Source organism: Helicobacter cetorum MIT 00-7128, assembly GCF_000259255.1.
In the GTDB taxonomy this organism is placed as follows: domain Bacteria; phylum Campylobacterota; class Campylobacteria; order Campylobacterales; family Helicobacteraceae; genus Helicobacter; species Helicobacter cetorum_B.
The window spans coordinates 441,301-460,633 of the sequence record NC_017737.1 but is presented as its reverse complement, the minus strand read 5'-3'; the positions used below and the strand labels follow the sequence as shown (position 1 = coordinate 460,633).

Below are 19,333 nucleotides of genomic sequence, written 5' to 3'. Positions count from 1 at the left end.
TTTATCTTTAATGTGTTATAGTTTCTTAAAATTATACCTTATTAGGATTTTCAATGAAAAGAATGTTAGCGGAATTTGAAAGAAACCAAGCGATTTTAATGGCATTTCCCCACAAGTTTGGCGACTGGGCGTATTGTATCAAAGAAGCTAGAGAGAGCTTTTTAAACATCATTCAAACCATAGCAAATTACACAAAGGTTTTAGTGTGTGTTCATACTAACGATAATATCGGTTATGAAAGGTTAAAAAATTTATCTAATGTGAATACCGCACGAATTGATACAAATGACACATGGGCGAGAGATTTTGGAGCCATTAGCATTGAAAATAAGGGCGTTTTAGAGTGCTTGAATTTTGGTTTTAATGGCTGGGGGTTAAAATACCCATCAAATTTGGATAATCTAGTGAATTTCAAACTCAAAAATTTAGGGTTTTTAAAACACCCCTTAAAGACTATACCCTATATTTTAGAAGGCGGAAGTATAGAAAGTGATGGGGCTGGAACTATTTTAACCAACACTCAGTGCCTATTAGAACCAAATCGTAACCCCCATTTGAATAAAGATGAATTAGAAAACATGCTTAAAAAGGAATTAGGGGCTAAACAAGTGCTATGGTATTCTCATGGCTATTTAAGGGGCGATGATACAGATAGTCATACTGACACGCTCGCTCGGTTTTTAGATAAAGATACCATTGTTTATAGTGCGTGCAAGGATAAAAATGATGAGCATTATGAAGAATTAGCCAAAATGCAAGAAGAATTAAAAACCTTTAAAAAACTTGATGGCACACCTTATAAACTAATCCCTTTAGAAATCCCCAAAGCGATTTTTGATGAGAATAACGAACGATTACCAGCTACTTATGTAAACTTCTTATTTTGTAATAACGCCTTAATCGTGCCAACTTATAACGACCCTAAGGATACGCTCATTTTAGAGACCTTAAAAGAGCATACTCCCCTAGAAGTAGTAGGTATAAATTGTAATACCCTAATCAAGCAACATGGAAGCTTGCATTGTGTAACGATGCAACTATATTAAATAAAATCACGCTTTTTGGCGTGGTTCAAGGCGTGGGCATGCGCCCTTTTGTGGTTGCCCTAGCTCAAAAATTAGAGCTTGTAGGCTTTGTGCGTAATGTCAGCACTGCTCTAGAAATTGTCTTGCCTAAAAATAAGACCGAGTTATTTTTAAACGCTTTAAAAAATGGATTACCCCCTTTAGCCTTGATTGAAAAAATTGAGATTAGCCCCTATAATAAAGTGCTAAATTTTAATGGTTTTAAAATTTTAAAAAGCAAGACTAACGCCTTAAATTTGCTTAGTCAAATCCCCAAAGACTTAGGCGTGTGTAAAAATTGCTTGCATGAAATTAGGGACAAGAACTCCCCCTATTTTCATTACGCTTTCAACTCTTGTGCAAAATGTGGGGCAAGATACAGCCTTTTAAACGCCTTACCCTATGACAGAGAAAACTCCGCCTTAAAACCTTTCAAACTCTGTGAATTTTGTTCTTCTATCTATAAAGACCCCACTAACAAGCGATTTCATATTCAAGGCATAAGCTGTCAAAAGTGCGGTATTACGCTTAACTATAAAGAATTAAAAAATTATGATGCTCTTTTAGAGTGTGCTAAGGACATTCAAAAGGGTAAAATTATCGCTTTTAAAGGCTTAGGGGGTTTTGCCTTTGTATGTGATGCGAGAAATCAAGTAACTATAGAAAGATTACGCCTTTTAAAAAATCGCCCCTTAAAACCATTCGCACTCATGCTTAAAGATTTAAACACAGCACATCAATATGTGTTTTTAAACAAGTTAGAATGCGAGAGCTTAAACTCTTTTAATGCCCCCATACTCTTAGCTCATAAAAAAACTAACACCCAATTAGCCCCAAATATTGCCCCAAACTCCCCTTTTTATGGTGTCGTATTGCCCTATACCCCCTTACATGCTTTGTTATTAGATTTGTTAGATTTTCCTACTATTTTTACAAGTGCAAATTTTAGCTCCCAACCTTTAGCAAGTAATGAAGAAGAAATCAAAAAACTGCATTTTCTCTATGATTTTAAACTCACACACAATCGCTTTATTATTCATAGAATTGATGATAGTATCACACAATGCGTGGATAATAAAATCCGTTTAGTGCGTTTGGCTAGGGGGTTTGCCCCACTTTATATTACCTTACCAAAGCCTTTAAAAAAGAAAGAAAAAATTTTAGCCCTAGGAGCGGAGCAAAAAGGGCATTTTAGCTTGCTAGATAGCGAGACTTCCACGCTTTTACTCTCGCCTTTTTGTGGGGATTTGAGCGTTTTAGAAAATGAAAACCACTTTAAAGAAACTCTAAATTTTATTTTAAACGCTTATCATTTCAAACCCACGCTTTTAGCTTGCGATAAACACCCAAACTACGCCACCACTAAAATGGCTTTGAATTTTAACATGCCCTTATTACAAGTCCAGCACCACCATGCGCATTTTTTAGCAAGTATCTTAGACGCATTTTTACAAGATAGAAATACCAATCAATTCATAGGCATTATCTGGGATGGGAGTGGGGCTTATGAAAATAAGATTTATGGGGCGGAGTGTTTTATAGGGGATTTTAAAGAAATTAGAGAAGTCGCTAGGTTTGAAGAATTTTTGCTTTTAGGGGGCGAGAAAGCCATAAAAGAGCCTAAACGCCTAGTTTTAGAAATCGCTTTAAAATACCAGCTTGGCAAGCTTTTAAAACGCATTCAAAAGCATTTTAACAAAAATGAATTAGAAATTTTTAAACAAATGCATGTGAGACAAATCCAAAGCATAGCCACAAATTCCATAGGGCGTTTGTTTGATATTGTGGCGTTTAGTTTAAACTTAGTAGAAACAATTAGTTTTGAAGCACAGAGCGGTCAAGTTTTAGAAAATTTAGCCAAAGAGAGCAATGAAACTTCAATTTATCCTTTTGAAATTAAGGACAATATGGTGCGTTTGAGAAAATTTTATCAAGCGTTTGAAAATGATTTAGAAAAACTAGAATTTAAACATATCGCTAAGAAATTTTTTAATAGTCTAGTAGAAATCATTATCGCTTTAATCATGCCTTTTAAAGAGCATGCAGTGGTGTTTGGTGGGGGTGTGTTTTGCAACAAACTATTATGCGAGCAATTAGCCAAACGCTTAAAAGAGCTTAAAAGAAAGTATTTTTTCCACAAAAATTTTCCGCCTAATGATAGCAATATCGCTATTGGTCAAGCTTTAATGGCGTATTATCAAACTCAAATTATCAAAAAGGATTAACAATGGATAGCGTAACTCTAGCATGTGGGAATGGGGGGCAAGAAACTAATGCATTAATTGAGCAAGTGTTTATGCCTTATTTAAAAGAATTTATTAGTGCTTTTAATGAAGATGCCCCTAAGTTTAGGGCTAATGGGGAGTATTGTGTCAGCACGGATAGTTTTGTCATTACGCCCTTAGTTTTTAATGGGGGCGATATAGGCAAACTCTGTGTTTGTGGGAGTGCGAATGATGTGAGCATGCAAGGGGGCGAACCCCTTTTTCTAAACATAGGCTTTATTTTAGAAGAAGGCTTAGAAATTAGCTTGCTAAAACAGATTTTAAATTCCATTCAAGAGCAATTAAAATTAGCTAATCTGAAACTACTCTCATTAGACACTAAGGTGGTGCCAAAGGGGAGCGTGGATAAGCTCTTTATTAACTCAACTTGCATTGGTAAAATCATAAAGCCAGAGATTTCTTCACAAAATTTAAAAGAAGGACAAGCCATTATCGTGAGTGATAGTATCGCAAATCATGGGGCAAGTTTGTTTGCCATGCGTAATGAAATCAAGCTAAAAACGAGTTTAGAAAGCGATTGTCAATTACTCTATCCTTTATTAAAACCTTTATTTTTAAGCAACTTAAAAATTTATGCCCTAAGAGATGCAACTAGGGGCGGACTAGCAAGCGTTCTAAATGAATGGGCGAGTAGCTCTAAGGTAAAAATCATTATAGAAGAAGACAAAATTCCTTTGAAAGAAGAAACGCAAGGCATTTGTGAGATTCTAGGGCTAGAACCTTACGCATTAGCTAATGAAGGGGTGTTTGTCCTAGCTATGGATAAAAAAGACGCCCCTAAAGCCTTAGAGCTCTTGCATGCTAATGAAAAAGGCAAAAACGCTTGTATTATAGGCGAAGTGTTTAAAAACCCCTATCCTAGCGTAACTTTAAAAAATGCATGGGGTTTTGAAAGAATCTTAGAAATGCCAGAAGGCGAAATCTTGCCTAGGATTTGCTAAGGTCATAACCTCTCTTTAAAGAGAGGCTACTTTTAGAAAGCATAAAGGAAGTTGATATAAAAAGCAATCGCTCTTCTTGTTTCAAGCTTTGTCCAAGATTTATCTTTAACCCACTCTCCTGTTGTTTGGTCATAAGACATTTTTGGAGTTTTATAATAAGGTAAATTGATAGTGGGAACTTTAAAGCCAAGCTCAACAATCGCATGCTTTTTGTATTTTAAACGCATACCAAAATCAAACAAGAATTGCACATAGCTCGCATTCATAGTAGCAAGAGTATCTTTAATGTCCTTTTTAGAAACAATATCTCTTGATTTATCAATAGAACCAAAAGACCAAGTCTGTCCTGCTAGTGCAAAACCGGTATAAAAGCCAAATTTAGCGTCTTGAGTTTCTTTAACATTATAAATAAAATTCATTCCTGCACCATAAAGCGCTAGAGCATTAGGGGCAGTTGCTCCATAGGCTCCTTGAGGCAAATCTAAACCGCCAGAAACACCCCCTTGATTTTGAGCGTTTGAACTAGCGCTATAGCTAAAGAACCCATAGTATTTAATCCCAAAGCGTTTGCTCTTACCTACAAATTGATGATAACCTGCGGATAAATTCACGCCATTCATCAAAGGCTGAGCGGTTGTCATAGATTTTGTGCACCATTTATCCCCATTTGAACCGCATATGGGGTAATGGGCTGTCATTTGATTAAGCCCTAAACCTAACTCATAGCCAACTCCTGCAAATAACGAACTCTCTTCAGCATATAACCCACTTAAACTCAAGCTCAACGCTAACGCACCTAGAAATTTTACTTTCATAACAATACTCCTATTTAAAAATTAAAAATGAGAGAAAATTGTAACAAATGGGGGGGGGGGTGTCAAGTGCTTTGGGCAAAAATAAGGTAAAAAAATTAAAAATTGATTATATTTTTAAAAAATATTGACAAATAAAATATCTTCATAAAGAGTTTTTTGTTTTTATAAAAAACTCTTTATGTTATCTTTTTAAATATTTTCTTATGCAAGCTTATTGATTAAAAAACCATTTTAAAACACCCAACCATAGTTGAAATAAATATGCATGTTTTTTGGGGTTTCGCTTAATTCTACTTCGCTTATAGTCGTATCTTGCACGCTTTTAGCATTGATGTTTTGCTTAAGTAAGGGCAAGGCTATGCCAATAGAAAATTTAGAATGCTTGTAGCGGTAATTGATTCCGGTGGTAAAATGGATATTTCCTAAATTCTTATTAAGCTTAATTAGCCCATTACTCTTATAATTACTCCATAATGCCCTAAAGCCTCCAAAAATCCCTAAAACATTTCTCACACTATTATTGTCATAACTTGTATAAAAATCTAAAAGCAAATTGCTCCCTACTCCTAAACCTAGTTGTGAAACTTGCTTTAAAGTGCCTTTGAGATTGGCGTTATTGTAGTTGAAAAAACCATAATAAGACAACCCTACATAGTCATTAAAATACTGCTGATAACCTAACATAGCATTAAATCCTAGCATAGGGGCTTTAAGGGTTTGTTCTTTGGTGCTAGTTTGGTTGTCATTATTATTTACTTGATTTGAAAGTGCGATAAAAGTATTGCTTAAATGCTCGCTAAACATAGAGCTTAAACTTGCGTTAATAGAACTTTCTGCAAAAGTAGTGGTAGTATCTTTATTAGGAAGTTGCAAATAATGCCTATTTGACATAACCCTTGCATGAGCATGTTGTAAGTCTTGCTCTTTTTGCGCTATAACAGAGGCGTTTGGAGTATTTTTTGGCTGACAATTATTCTTATCATCCACATTAATCCCCCAACAATCATAGTATATAGGTCTAGTGCCGGGGCTATGTTTTGGAACTTTCCCCTCATCATAAGATGCTATTTTGCCATTTTCATAATAAATAGGCAAATCCCCCTTAGCTCCTAACTCAATCCATGCATTGAGAGTGAGACCCACAAAACTATCACTATAGTGCTTAGTCATATTGCCTTTATGGTCAGAAAGACCATATCCCTTAGTGTGTGAAAATTCATGTAAAACAATACTAGCATTACCATATTGCTCTAAGCAATGCCCCCTATCCAAATCACTACCATTATTTTGACAATATTTATTATTTTTTAATAAATCTAATTTTGAAAAATCTAAAAACTCAGATTGCACTGCAAGCAATCCTCCTCCATTAGAAGCCCGCCCCTTTAATTTGCCATTATTAGCTCTAGGACTAAGCACTTTTAAGGTCATATCGTTAGTATCAGCTCTAAATCTATCAATCACTGTTTGTGGGTCAATGATACCTGTGCGCCTATCCCAAAACTTAAAGGGTGCATTTCTTACCATATCTTCCCATTCTTTTGAATCTATGACATACGCTATGCTTAAGAAAGTATTGAAATAATTTTTAGCATCAGTAACGCTCACATCAGTAAAACATGGATTTTTTTCACCCGTAATGGTATCTTTTCCACAAACGCTATAATACACTTCTTGATTGCTAAAATGCCCATGAATATTAGTTGTAATGCTATTAACTGCGTTTAAAACCCTTGCAGTATTGCTTGTATCGCCCTCTTTTGGCTTGATTTTAAAATCTTGAGGGTCAATATCCCCATCAAAATAATCTTTTAAATTAGGAAAGTCCTTTGGGTCTAGTAGCACTTCTTTATCTGCACCTAGTTTGGCAATCGTAGCGATTTTGACCTCTTTCATTTGTGAATTATCTGTAGCTCCCTCTGGTAAATACTTAACCACAACATCTACATTACTCAAATCATAGGGCAAGTAATTTTGAATGCTAACTTTCCCCTCTTTATTTGCAAGAGTGATTTTAATGGGTGCGGTCGTGCTAATAGAGCGTGAGGGGTCTGTAATATTGTCTTTGGTAAAAAGGTCTTGGCTATTAGTGGTATCAATTGCTTTTATATTTTGCTCTAACTGCTTAATATCCGCTCCACTTTTTAAAGTGGGGTATTTCAAAACTACTTGTTGGGGTTTTTCTACTTGAGATTCATCTATTTGGGGTTTTTCTTCTTGAGGCTTTTCTATTACAGAAGGCTTGTTTTCTGGCTTACTAGCATTTTGAGGGAAACTAGGGCTAGTGATTATAGGGGGCATGTAGCTGTTGTTTAAAACCCTTGTTTTTTCTCTTTGTCTTGCTTGTAATTCACCCGTTTCAAAACCACCCTCTACAAAAAACCCACTTTTTGGGTGCGCCTCACACTCACTCAAAAAGCTTGCCAATACCAAACATGCACTTTTGCTTAATGTTTTTACATTCATAGTAAGACTTTTATCGTTATTCAAAATGTCGCCTTTACTCGCTCTTGTTTAATCATTGTTTATCCTTATAATTGTTGTTTAACGCTATTATTGTCCTAATAGGCTTTGATTTTTCTTAATTTTTAATACAAAACCTAATTAATAACAAAAATGCAAAAGTAGTTTAATGGATTTAAGAGTTAAAAATAAGAGTAAAAAGCTTAAAAAGATAAAAAATAAATTGAAAGTAAGACAAGGGGTTTTAAACCCCCTTTCTTAAAATTTAGTGTTGTTTGAAAGGGCTATCTACCACTTTCTTTCTATCCACAATATAAGGGATTAATGCCATATGGCGTGCTCTCTTAATTGCAGTTTCTACTTTCTCTTGCCATTTTTTGCTATTACCGGTTAAGCGTCTTGGCATAATTTTATAACGCTCTGATAAAGTATGCTTAAGCATATCTAAATCTTTATAATCAATAAAGGCAATTTTAGCCTCAGTATATTTGCAGTAGCGTTTTGAATAGCGTTTTCTTTCCATAATGTCTCCTTAAATTAACCCTTAAAAGGGGATTTCTTCTTCATCAATGTTGATTTCAGGCACGCTATTTTGGTATTTAGCCGGTTGTGCCTGAGGTTTTTCTTGAGTATAAGCACCTTGGTAATTAGAATAACTATTAGAGGGGCTTTGCTTAGTAAAGCTATCATGGCTAGGGGCTGTATAAGCGTTATTATAAGAATTTACACCAAAAGAAGAGTTGTCATGATGAGCTTGCTCTTCTGTAGGCTTTTTATCCATAAACTGCAAAGTATCCGCTGTAATCGTGTGGCGTGAATTTTTCTTACCCATTTGGTCAGTCCAACTCTCTAAAGTCAAGCGTCCCTCTACTAGAACGCTTGAGCCTTTGCTTAAAAACTGATTAGCAATTTCAGCGGTGCGACCAAATAGGCGCACATCTATAAAGCACACTTCCTCGCCTTGAGTTCCATCTTGCTTTTTGAAACGCCTATTTGTAGCTAGACCTATTGTAGCGGCAGCTGAACCACTTGGCAAATACTTCAATTCCACATTTCTAGTCAAGCGCCCTACCATAATTACTTTATTATACATGCCTAAAACCTCTCTTTATGAAGTCTTTCTAACTACTCAAACTTACTCGCTATGAGCCTCTGTGCTTTCTTTTTCACCATGCTCATGATGGTTTTCATGGTGTTCATGGGTTTGCTCAGATTTATGACTCTCTTTAGCATGACTTGGCTTTTTATTAGCTCTATCTACTAAAGCATGCCATGCCTCTACTTCTTTCTTGCTATCGTATTTAATCACAATAAAGCGTAAAATATCTTCATTAATGCGATAAAGTCTCTCAAGCTCTAAAATCATTGAGGGAGATGCTTTAAAATAAATCACATAATAATAACCACGCTTATGCTTTTTGATTTCATAAGCCAAATTACGCATACCCATATCTAAATTGGTCTCAATCGTTCCGCCATGCTTAAGAATGACTTCTTTATAAAAATCAATCTTTGCTTTGATTTCTTCTTCTACTAAAGTAGGTTTGAGGACAAACATTGTCTCATAATGCCTCATTAAGATTCTCCTTGTGGTTTTATAGCCCTTTTTTTACTAAAAAAGAGCAAGGTTTGAAAAAACTTTTTATTCTAGCGCAAATAGCCTTGAATTTTTATTAAATACAATAATCCAAGCTCTTTTTTACCTTGCATACTTTGGATATGCCACAATCTAAAAAGCTCAAAAATTTGCTTATAACCTAATTCCTTTAAGCGTAAAGCTCGTTTAGTATAATTCTCTATGATAGTCTTTGGGGGAGCATAGCCTAAGACTTCTGTTGCATTGACTGCCCCTGTTGTCTTAATATGTGCGAAAAATAAAAAAAGTTGGTAAAAATACCTTTCAAGTCCTCTTAAAATATCTAAATCTTTTATCCCCTCTTTGAGTAAATACTGATAAACACTCAGCACATTTTGACGACTAAAAAGTGCTTCAAAGAGCTTTTGTAAATCCATATCCCCCGCACAGCTAGAAAGCTCTTTAACATCTTCTATATTAATAGGGCGCTTTAAAATAGCAAATTTTTGTAAATCACTATGAGCGATACTCAAATCGTTATTATCAATTTCAAGTAATGCCCCTAGTAAATGCGTATTGATTTCTATTTGCAAATCTTGTGCGCTAATTTGCAAAAAACCCAAACTCTCTGAAACACTAGGCATAAAAAAGCGTGCATAAGTTAATTCCTCTTTCATAGGGCTTTGATGAAAGGCTTTTAATAGGGTATCACTAAGGCGCTTATACTTACTAGCCTCATCACTTTTAGCCCCATAAAGCCCAATAATTAGCCTATTAGCACTATGGCGTTCTAACGCTTTTAAAAAAAGTTTAATGTCCTCTTCTTTAAATTTCTTGCGCATTTTTTGCAAAATCGCACTTTCAAGCTCTAAGATAACCAAACTAGGCTCACCAAATAAAGAATCTTGCTCTAATAAGCTTAGGATTTTATCAGGCTCATAGTCTATGGAATTTATCGCATAAATTTCTATACTAGGATTTTGCTCTTTAATAAGGGCGCTAACTTTTTTCATATAATGCCTAATAAAAAAATCAGACTCCCCATAGAGCAACAATGCTTTTGGTAATTTAGTCGCTAAGTAGTTTTCCAAGTCATTGCGATAAAGCTTGCCTAATTTTTTATTGCGATACATTCAAAGCCCTTTTTGTATAATCTCGCCTCTAATTTCACCTAAAATTAAATCAGCTTGAGTGATTTTAAGGCGCACTTTCTCTAATATCTCAAAAGAGTGCTTAGATTTTACTAAAACCTTAGCGCCAATAAGCTTTTCTTTTAAACTTACAACAATAAAATCTTTATTCTCTAGCACAATACCTAAAAATTCTTCATTAATATGCTCTAAAGCATAGCGAGCGAATTTACGCTTTCTAAAATCTCTTTCAATCAAGGCAACATTTTTTTGCAAAGCGTTTAATTCAGAGCATACTATTATTGTTTCTTCAAGCAAGTAAGCAAGTTTTTTAGCATTCCCAAATAATAGCTCTTTTAAAATCCTATGCAACATCAAATCACTATAACGCCTAATAGGCGAAGTGAAATGCGTATAACTAGAAAAGCCTAAGCCAAAATGCCCCTCATTAAAAGGGCTATAGCGTGCCTCTTGCTGGGCTTTAATCATCATATGCCCCACTTCATTTTCTAAGCCCTTTTCTTTTGCAAGCTCTAAAACATGGTGTAAAAAATGATGGAAAGACATTTTTTTATTGCGCTCAAAGCCATAGCTAAAAAGTTTAGCATTAAGGCGTTTTTGTTGCTCTAAAGTGGGTTTTTCATGCACACGATAAATCCCCTTACCCCCTAAAGCCTCATCTAAAAGTCTTGCACTAGATTGATTAGCTAATAGCATAGCCTCTTCTACAACACTATGGGCTATGCCCTCTTTGTCTAAGGCTAGATTTTCTAAACGCCCCTCTTTATCCAAACAAAGCATTCTTTTATCACTAATAAAATCAAAGCCCTTTTTCAAACGCACTTTTTTTAATTCTAAAGCTAGGGGCAAAAACCCTAAAAGGCTTTCTTGAATTTCTTTAGAGATATTACAAGTTGTAGGGTTATTAAAAAATTCTTCTATTTCTTCATAGCTTGTATTAGCCCTTACTTCAATCATAGCTTGAACTAGCTTGGCATTTTTTATATCTTTTAAAGGGATTTCCCACACTAAAGCAAGGCGTTTTTCTTGTGCTTTTAATGAACATGCCCCTTGACTAAGACTAGGTGGGAGCATAGGATAGACACTATTAGGAAAATACACACTAAAACCCCTAGCCCTTGATTCTGTATCAAGCACTGAATGTAAAGGCACAAACGCACTCACATCGGCAATGGCTACATAAAGCGTTTCTAAATCTTTATCATAAAAGATGGCATCATCAAAATCTTTGGCTGTTATTGGGTCAATGGTGCAAAAAGGCATGTGCGTATAATCTTGATAACCCATAAAACTTTGTGCGGGCATTTGAGAAAAATTTTGTGCTAAATCTAGGGCGTCTTTAGAAAAAGTGAGTTGCCTTTGAAACAATTCTAAAGACAAACGCTCATCAATTAATGGGTCTTCTAAAACCCCTAGAATTTCTTCAATCTTACGCTCTTTAAGATTGATTTTTATCACACAATGCTTGGGCAATTCTAATAAGGACTTTTGACTATGCTTTAAAAAAATGGGGGTTTTTGTCGGGTCTTTAAAACTAAGGGCAACAATTTTTTGATTCATTTTAGTTAAATAACACACTATAGAATGCGTCTTAATAGAAAGAGTGGCTATGTAGCGTGCTATAGGGCGTTTACGCCTAGGATTAATAGAACATAATACAAGCGCATTGGGGGCGATATTTTTAGGAAAACCTTTTAAAATAGGGTCTTTAGCATAATGAATGCCTAGCGAAATCAAAAAAGCTTGGCGTTGTTTATTTAATTCAATTTTACCAATATCAAAACCTTGTTTTAAAACAACATGATTGTTTTTATTTTCTATGACCTCTTTAAAAATACTATCTTCTAAAAGATAAGAAAATTTTTTAGGGACTTCCTTAACTCCGGTAAATAAATGCGTTAAAAAGCGTTGCATTAAAAAACGCTCTGCATAATTTCTAAAGCCTCTTTATAACTTACTTTTGAATGACTAAAATATTCAAAACTTAAAGACGCTTGCATTAAAAGCATGTCTTTACCATCTTGAATTTCTAGCCCCATAGAATGCGCTAAATCTAAAAAAATAGAAGTGTTATACATCAAATCATACGCCAATTTAGAATTTTTAAACAATGCTTTTAAAAGCTCTTTAGCTAGAGGTAATTCGTTATTAAGGCTTGCTGAAGTGGTGTTAATGATAAGCTCAAAAGAACTTTCAAGTAAATCTTCTAAACTTCTAATATCACAACCAAGTTGCTTAAAAAAATCTAATTTTTCTTTAGAGCGATTAAAAACGCTTACCTCTAAGCCTTGTTCTAACAATTCGCATGCTAAAGCCTTAGCACTCCCTCCAGCGCCTAAAATCAACGCATTTTTAAAAGTATCTTTCAAGGTGTAATAAAAACCTAGTGCGTCCGTATTATAACCTACAAGCTCATTGTTTTCTAAAATAAGCGTATTCACAGAGCCACATTTTTTAGCAATGCCTTTTACTCTATCACAAGCCTTAAAAGCTTTTTCTTTAAAAGGCAAGGTAACATTAGCCCCACAAAGCCCTAAGTTTAAAAAACTCGCTTTAATATCGCTTTCTAAAGGCAATAACAAATGATGATAATGCCCTAAAAAGCCTAATCTTTTAGCATAAGTGATAAAACATGCGTTATGAATTAAGGGCGATTTAGAATGTTTGATAGGGTTTCCAAAAACTCCAAAAGACTTTAAAACCATATTCTAAAACTCTTTTTGAGGTGTAGTGTCATCTAAAGTAGCTTTTTTCAAAAGCTTTAAAAAAACATAGCCTTGCTTAGAAGAAGAAAACTGAATCTTTGCCCAATCCTTTTTGATTTCTAAAACTTGCACGCTTTGGTCTTTCAAAAGCCCTCCAATAACCTTGCCTTTTGTGCTAGGTAAAGCACGCACATTCACACTTGATGGCACAACAATATAATCCCCTAAAGTTTGCAAATCTTCTTGTGTCTCATTCTTTAGGGGAGCGTTTTCTTTAGAACTAGAACTTTTAGAAATATCTGTATTTTCATAAGTTTGAACCAATTCTTCTTTTTCTTCTTTTTGAGGTTCTTGAATAAGGTCTAAATCTTTGGAATTTTCTAGTGTTTTAGACTCATTTTTGACTTCATAAGGCGCATTAGACACGCCCTCTTTATTAGGCATATCAATAGTTTTTAAATTTTTTGGAGTATCTTCTCTAATTGAATAAGAAATCCCCATATATGCTAATACATAAATTAGCAAAAATGCCATAAGCACCAATAAAGGTTGCGTATAAAGTCTGAAAAAAAAGTTCATAATTCCTACCTTAGCACTACAGAATCTTGTGTGTCTCTTGGCTCTAAAGCCCCTATTACATATGCGCTACTACCTAATCTTTTAAGCACTTCTTCAAGCTCTTTTTTGCCCACTATTAGCACCATTCCCACCCCCATATTAAACACCCTAAAAGCCTCTTTCTCTCCTACTTGTTCTTTTAGAATAGCAAAAATTTCATCAAAAATTAAGGCATGCCTATGAATAACAGCACTCAAGTGATGAGGCAAAATGCGTGCCACATTTCCCAACAGCCCTCCTCCTGTAATATGTGCTAGAGCTTTAAGATAAGGTTTTACACTCTCAATCTCAGCCACATAAATGTGCGTGGGTTCTAACAATATATCTATCAAAGGCTTATTGTCTAACATGGTATCATATTTAAAACACAATTTTTCAAACAAAACTTTTCGTGCCAAAGCATAGCCGTTACTATGCAATCCAGAGCTTTTAAGACCCACTAATACATCGCCCTCTTCTAAGTTTTGAAAACGCCTTAAATCTTTTTCTTCGCAAACCCCCACCATAAAGCCTGCCAAATCAAAATCCTTATGCGTATAAATCCCGGGCATTTCAGCGCTCTCGCCCCCTAAAAGCGCTACTTTTGCCATTAAGCAACCTTGCGTAATGCCTTGAATAACTTCTAATGCCTCTTCTTTAACTAATTTAGAAGTCGCATAATAATCTAAAAAGAACAAAGGTTTAGCCAAATGACATAACAAATCATTTACACACATGGCTACCAAATCAATTCCTATTGTGTTTAAACGCTTTGATTCAATAGCTAAACGCAACTTTGTCCCTACCCCATCAGCGCATGCTAAAAGCACAGGCTCATTATACCCTTTAGGCATTCTAAAAGCCCCAGCAAAGCCTCCAATACCTCCTAAAACTTGCGTATTAAAAGTAGATTTTGCCAAAGGTTTAATCAATTCTGCTAAAGCATTCCCCTCATCAATATTCACGCCCGCTTGTTTATAAGTTATCAATATTAAAATCCTTAGCGCTTTTCAAAATCAATTCTAGGGTCAATGACTGCACACAATAAATCGCTTGCTAAACTTGCTAATAACCCTAAAAGCGTAAAAATATAAAGCGAACCAAAAATGACTGGATAATCCCTACTCACTATGCTTTCATATCCAAGCAATCCTAATCCGTCCAAACTAAAAATAATTTCTATGAGTAAGCTAGAGCTAAAAAACATGCTCAAAAAAGCTTGTGGAAAACCAGCCACGACTAATAAAATCGCATTACGAAACACATGCGCATAAAAAATACGCCCCACTGAACAACCCTTAGCCTTAGCGCTCACCACATAAAGCTTTCCCATTTCATCTAAAAAGGAGTTTTTAACTAAAAGCGTAAGGCTTGCAAAACCCCCTAAAGAAATGCAAAGAACAGGCAAGGTAATATGCCATAAATAATCTTTAATTTTACCTAGTGTGCTTAAATTTTCAAAATTATCGCTCACTAACCCCTTTAAAGGAAACCAATGCAAGTAATTACCTCCAGCAAAAAAGATAATCAGCACTACGGCGAATAAAAATGCCGGAATAGCATTAGCAACAATAATTGCCACACTGCTTAACACATCTAAAGGCTCATTATTATGTCTAGCCTTAAAAATCCCCAAAGGAATAGAAATGAGATAAATTAAAAGCGTGCTAAAAAGCCCTAAAGAAATAGAAACCGGTAATTTTTCTTTAATCAAATCAACCACTTTAATTTGGCGATAAAAGCTCTCCCCAAAATCAAACTTCAAATAGTTTTTAAGCATTAAAAAATAACGCTCACCAATAGATTTATCAAACCCATAGAGTTTAACTAACGAGGCATATAATTCAGAATCCATGCCTTGAGCGCCCTTATACACACGCTCTTGTTTAGCAACATTTCGTGTTTCTTTAGAAGAGGCGTTATCAATCTTTGCCATAATTTGCTCTATAGGGCCTCCGGGAGCTGTTTGAATGAGGAAAAAATTAATGGTAATAATTCCAAGCAAAGTAGGCACAATTAAAAATAAACGCTTAAGAATATAGGTTATCATTTTGAACCTTTTATTGTGTTATCCCACCATAAATAAGGCGAAAATCCATAGCTAGGACTATAAGAGGGCATACCAATCTTTTTCCAAGTCGCCAAACGATAATTAGGCAAATAAAAATGAGGGACAACATAAAACCCCCATAACAACACCCTATCCATAGCTTGAGTAGCTGCTACACGCTCTTCATAAGTTTTAGCCATAATGATTTTTTCAATCAAATTATCTATAGCCTTATTAGAAATGCCTGCATAGTTCCTAGAGCCTTTTTCTTTAGCACTACTTGAGCTAAAATAAAAGCGTTGTTCATTGCCCGGAAAGGGCGATTGTCCTATCACGCCTACAATCATATCAAAATCAAAGCTTTTAAGGCGATTCATATATTGGCTTAAATCCACACGCTTAATCTTCATCTCAATGCCTAAAATCTTTAAATTCTTAGCATAAGCTAAAGCCAACCTTTCAAATGCGGGGCTATTTAAAAGCAAAGTAAAGCTAAAAGGTTTGTTGTTTTTATCTACTAAGCGCATGTTTTTATAGGAAAAACCGGCACTTTTTAAAAGCCCTTGAGCGTATTTCAAATTCTCTCTTAAGTTATAGTTTAAGACATCGGCCCCATCAGTTCTTGGCACTATAAAAGGCTCATTAAAAACCCTTTCATCTAAGATTTTTTTATAAGGAGTCAAAAGAAACTTTTCTTCAGGGCTTGGCAAAAGACTTGATGCATATACAGAGTTGTTAAAAAAACTTGTAGTGCGTTCATATTGTGAAAAAAACAAGTTTTTATTGGCCCATTCAAAATCAAAAGCATAGAAAAGTGCCTCACGCACCCTTTTATCCTTAAAAATTTCACGGCGTGTGTTAAAGAAAAACCCTTGCATGCCACTTGGCATTTTATGATGGATAAGATGTTTGATGATGTCTTTTTTCTCTACAGCCTTACCATTATAGCCCCTAGCCCAAATTTTAGCCACGCTTTCAATACGCCAATCATACGCTCCGCTTAAAAAAAGCTTGCAAGGCAATCGTTTCATCTTTGTAATATTCAAAGCGCACTTGATTGAAATTAAATTGCCCCTTTCTGCTTGGCAAATCTTTCGCCCAATATTTGAAATTGCGCCTATAAATAATGCGCTTTCCCACATCAAAAGATGAAATCACATAAGGACCACTAGAAACCGGAATAAGCAAGGGATTTTTATCAAAATAATCCTTTTTAAACGCTTTTTTTGAAAAAATCTGTAGTTGCCCTAAAATCAAAGGCAACTCTTTATTTTCAGTGGTTTTAAAGACAAATTTAACACGATATTTATCTAAAATAACAGCTTTTTCTACATCTTGATAATACTGCTTGTAGATAGGAGAGCCTAATTGCATAATCGTATCAAAACTAAATTTTACATCACTAGCTAAAATAGGCGTGTTATTACTAAATAAAGCCCTTTCATCTATGGTAAAAATTACATAGCTATTATCCTTAGCCACTTGTGCATCTTTGGCAATCAAAGGATATTCTGCATAAGGCTCATCTAAACTTTGTGCCATTAAAGTGTCAAAAATTAAATCCAAGCCTTCTGCTTTAGTGCCTTTAATAATAAAGGGGTTAAGACTATCAAAAGTCCCAATCGCATCACTTCTTAAAACGCCACCCTTTGGGGCGTTAGCATTAGCATAATCAAAGTGTGAAAATGATTTTTGATGTGTTGGTTCTTGCCCTAAATACAAATAGGGAGTAGCTCGCAATAAGCTTGCTAATACAATAAGTAAAAGGGCTAATCGCAACACTTAAATTAACCCCATTAACTCTTTAGCTTTTTGATAAGTAGCTTTAGCTAAAGGTCTAGCTTTTTCTACGCCTTGATTTAACACCATTCTCACTTCATCATCACTGATTTCTTTGTATTTTTCTTGTATGGGCTTAAGCGATTGGATAATCACTTCAGCTAATTCTTTTTTAAAATCCCCATAGCCCTTATCTCTAAAACGCTCTTCTATATTTTCTTTACTCTCATTGCTCAAAAGCATATAGATATTTAAGAGATTAAAAATGCCTTCTCTATTTTCATCAAATTTAATTGTGCCAATAGAATCCGTAGTGGCTTTTTTGATTTTTCTTAAAATCACATCAGCTTCATCTAAAAGAAAAATCGCATGGTTAGTTCCCTTATGCGATTTACTCATCTTAATACTTGGTTCATCTAATCCCATAACCCTTGCCCCCACTTTTGCGATTAAAGGTTCAGGCACTTTAAAGCATTCTCCAAAATCCCTATTAAACTTTTCTGCAACATTTCGTGTGAGCTCTAAATGCTGTTTTTGGTCTTCGCCTACTGGCACTAAATCCGTTTGATACAACAAAATATCTGACGCCATTAAAATAGGATAATTAAAAAGCCCCACATTCACGCTTTTTGGGTTTTTCAAAGATTTGTCTTTAAATTGTGTCATGCGTTGCATTTCCCCCATAGACACTTGACAATCTAATAGCCACGCTAATGCGGGGTGTTCATCAATTTCACTTTGAATAAATAGTCCTGATTTGTTAGAATCTATCCCACAAGCTAGAAGCAATTTAACTAATTCATAGCTTTGTGCTTTTAAAAACTTAGGCTCTATGGGTAGAGTAATGGCATGCGAATTAACCACACAAAAAAGGTTTTCATACTCATCTTGCATCTTAACCCAATGCTTAATCGCTCCTAGATAATTACCCAAATGGATTTGTCCTGTTGGCTGAATGCCTGAAAAGACTCGTTTTTTTTGCATACCTAAATTATCCTTTTTTAAATTAAATTGACAAAGATATTTTAATTTCAAATATTGTAGCAACCTAATTTTAATATTTCAATGAAAGACTTTTAAGAGCGTTTAATCGCCCAAAATAAGAGCGCCTCATAGCTCAATTTCTCAAATGCCATATTTTTAAAAAAATCTTTTTTTTGCTTAAAACTAAGTGTTCCCCCTCCTAAAAGCCCTGATTTTTGCAAATGGCTAAAAAAATCTTCTTTATTCTCAAAATGTAGCGCTAAACGCTTTGTTTGAATATTGTAATCAAAATCTTTAAAGATATTTTTAAGCATGCTTTTTAGTGCATAAGCGCTTTTTAATGGAGAGTTTGTTTTTAAAAACGCATGCACCTCATGCAAGCTAAAATCTGTATGAATGGCTAGTGCAACTTCTTTAGCACTTAAAGCAATATCTTTTAAAAGCTTTTCTAAATTCAAAGCCCATTGCAAAGATGAACAAGCAATAATTAAATCATAAGCTTTAAACTCATAACACTCAAAATCAGCCAATTCTAAAGTGATTTTTTGAATCTTAGAACTAACTTTTTTATGGCATTCAAGCATGTTTTGCGCACTATCTAAGGCAATCAATTCATCTACTTGAATACCATATTTTTCTAAAATATTTGCTACCATGCCACTCCCAGCCCCCAAATCTAAAACTTTAGTATAAGCTCGTTGTTTTAAATTTTTAAGCAACAGCAAAGCCAAGTCTTGTTGTGCTAAAGAATTAGCGCTATAAGTTTTAGCATGCTTGTTAAAAGAGTGTAAGAAATTTGGCATCACTAATCTTAAATATTGCCTTTAGTTGGACTATGAACGAAATTTTAGTGTATTCTTAGCAAATTTTAGATAGAATCACAAGTAATTTTGCTTAAATTTTTAGAATTAAGGAATTGGTGT

General features: G+C 34.8%; 16 protein-coding genes and 1 pseudogene. 3 read left to right on the top strand and 14 right to left on the bottom strand.

Annotated features, from left to right (window positions below; all coding sequences use genetic code 11):
• Positions 1 to 53 precede the first annotated feature (53 nt).
• Genes HCW_RS02240 through hypE form a run of 3 tightly spaced genes read left to right on the top strand, consistent with a single transcriptional unit; the run spans position 54 to position 4,290 of the window.
• Complete coding sequence (locus tag HCW_RS02240) at positions 54 to 1,046, top strand: agmatine deiminase family protein (protein ID WP_014660604.1); 993 nt, start codon at positions 54 to 56, stop codon at positions 1,044 to 1,046.
• Positions 1,022 to 3,289, top strand: coding sequence for a carbamoyltransferase HypF (hypF, locus tag HCW_RS02235; RefSeq protein ID WP_014660603.1), 2,268 nt, complete (start codon positions 1,022 to 1,024; stop codon positions 3,287 to 3,289). The genes HCW_RS02240 and hypF overlap by 25 nt, the downstream gene beginning before the upstream one ends.
• Positions 3,290 to 3,291: 2 nt before the next feature.
• Positions 3,292 to 4,290, top strand: a complete 999-nt coding sequence (hypE, locus tag HCW_RS02230; RefSeq protein ID WP_014660602.1) for a hydrogenase expression/formation protein HypE — start codon at positions 3,292 to 3,294, stop codon at positions 4,288 to 4,290.
• A 32-nt stretch (positions 4,291 to 4,322) separates the two neighbouring features.
• On the opposite strand, the gene HCW_RS02225 is transcribed toward hypE, so the two are convergent.
• The 14 genes and pseudogenes from HCW_RS02225 to HCW_RS02160 form a co-directional block, all read right to left on the bottom strand.
• Positions 4,323 to 5,105: an outer membrane protein gene (locus HCW_RS02225; protein ID WP_014660601.1), complete on the bottom strand. Its 783-nt coding sequence runs from the start codon at positions 5,103 to 5,105 to the stop codon at positions 4,323 to 4,325.
• 231 nt (positions 5,106 to 5,336) lie between these two features.
• Entirely contained in the window at positions 5,337 to 7,595 is a 2,259-nt protein-coding gene (locus HCW_RS02220; protein WP_014660600.1) for an outer membrane beta-barrel protein, read from the bottom strand.
• Positions 7,596 to 7,833: 238 nt separating this feature from the next.
• Entirely contained in the window at positions 7,834 to 8,091 is a 258-nt protein-coding gene (gene rpsR, locus HCW_RS02215) for a 30S ribosomal protein S18 (RefSeq protein ID WP_014660599.1), read from the bottom strand.
• Positions 8,092 to 8,112: 21 nt separating this feature from the next.
• Entirely contained in the window at positions 8,113 to 8,661 is a 549-nt protein-coding gene (locus tag HCW_RS02210; protein WP_014660598.1) for a single-stranded DNA-binding protein, read from the bottom strand.
• A 42-nt stretch (positions 8,662 to 8,703) separates the two neighbouring features.
• Positions 8,704 to 9,144 carry a 30S ribosomal protein S6 gene (gene rpsF / locus HCW_RS02205; protein ID WP_014660597.1) on the bottom strand — a complete coding sequence of 147 codons (441 nt, stop codon included), beginning with the start codon at positions 9,142 to 9,144 and terminating at the stop codon, positions 8,704 to 8,706.
• A gap of 71 nt (positions 9,145 to 9,215) precedes the next feature.
• Positions 9,216 to 10,277, bottom strand: a complete 1,062-nt coding sequence (holA, locus tag HCW_RS02200) for a DNA polymerase III subunit delta (RefSeq protein ID WP_014660596.1) — start codon at positions 10,275 to 10,277, stop codon at positions 9,216 to 9,218.
• Positions 10,278 to 12,209 carry an RNB domain-containing ribonuclease gene (locus tag HCW_RS02195; RefSeq protein WP_014660595.1) on the bottom strand — a complete coding sequence of 644 codons (1,932 nt, stop codon included), beginning with the start codon at positions 12,207 to 12,209 and terminating at the stop codon, positions 10,278 to 10,280. It abuts the gene before it with no gap.
• The gene (locus HCW_RS02190; RefSeq protein ID WP_014660594.1) at positions 12,209 to 13,000 is read right to left on the bottom strand and encodes a shikimate dehydrogenase; all 792 of its coding nucleotides are present in this window, start codon (positions 12,998 to 13,000) and stop codon (positions 12,209 to 12,211) included. The genes HCW_RS02195 and HCW_RS02190 overlap by 1 nt, the downstream gene beginning before the upstream one ends.
• A 3-nt stretch (positions 13,001 to 13,003) precedes the next feature.
• Complete coding sequence (locus HCW_RS02185) at positions 13,004 to 13,579, bottom strand: SH3 domain-containing protein (RefSeq protein WP_014660593.1); 576 nt, start codon at positions 13,577 to 13,579, stop codon at positions 13,004 to 13,006.
• Between the two features lie 5 nt (positions 13,580 to 13,584).
• Positions 13,585 to 14,589 carry a phosphoribosylformylglycinamidine cyclo-ligase gene (gene purM, locus HCW_RS02180; RefSeq protein ID WP_155802211.1) on the bottom strand — a complete coding sequence of 335 codons (1,005 nt, stop codon included), beginning with the start codon at positions 14,587 to 14,589 and terminating at the stop codon, positions 13,585 to 13,587.
• 8 nt (positions 14,590 to 14,597) lie between these two features.
• Positions 14,598 to 15,647, bottom strand: coding sequence for a microcin C ABC transporter permease YejB (gene yejB, locus HCW_RS02175; protein ID WP_014660591.1), 1,050 nt, complete (start codon positions 15,645 to 15,647; stop codon positions 14,598 to 14,600).
• Positions 15,644 to 17,426, bottom strand: a pseudogene (locus HCW_RS02170) (extracellular solute-binding protein). The gene yejB and the pseudogene HCW_RS02170 overlap by 4 nt, the downstream one beginning before the upstream one ends.
• A gap of 3 nt (positions 17,427 to 17,429) precedes the next feature.
• Positions 17,430 to 18,410, bottom strand: a complete 981-nt coding sequence (trpS, locus tag HCW_RS02165; protein WP_014660590.1) for a tryptophan--tRNA ligase — start codon at positions 18,408 to 18,410, stop codon at positions 17,430 to 17,432.
• A 92-nt stretch (positions 18,411 to 18,502) separates the two neighbouring features.
• Positions 18,503 to 19,213 carry a methyltransferase domain-containing protein gene (locus HCW_RS02160; RefSeq protein ID WP_043902741.1) on the bottom strand — a complete coding sequence of 237 codons (711 nt, stop codon included), beginning with the start codon at positions 19,211 to 19,213 and terminating at the stop codon, positions 18,503 to 18,505.
• Positions 19,214 to 19,333 lie beyond the last annotated feature (120 nt).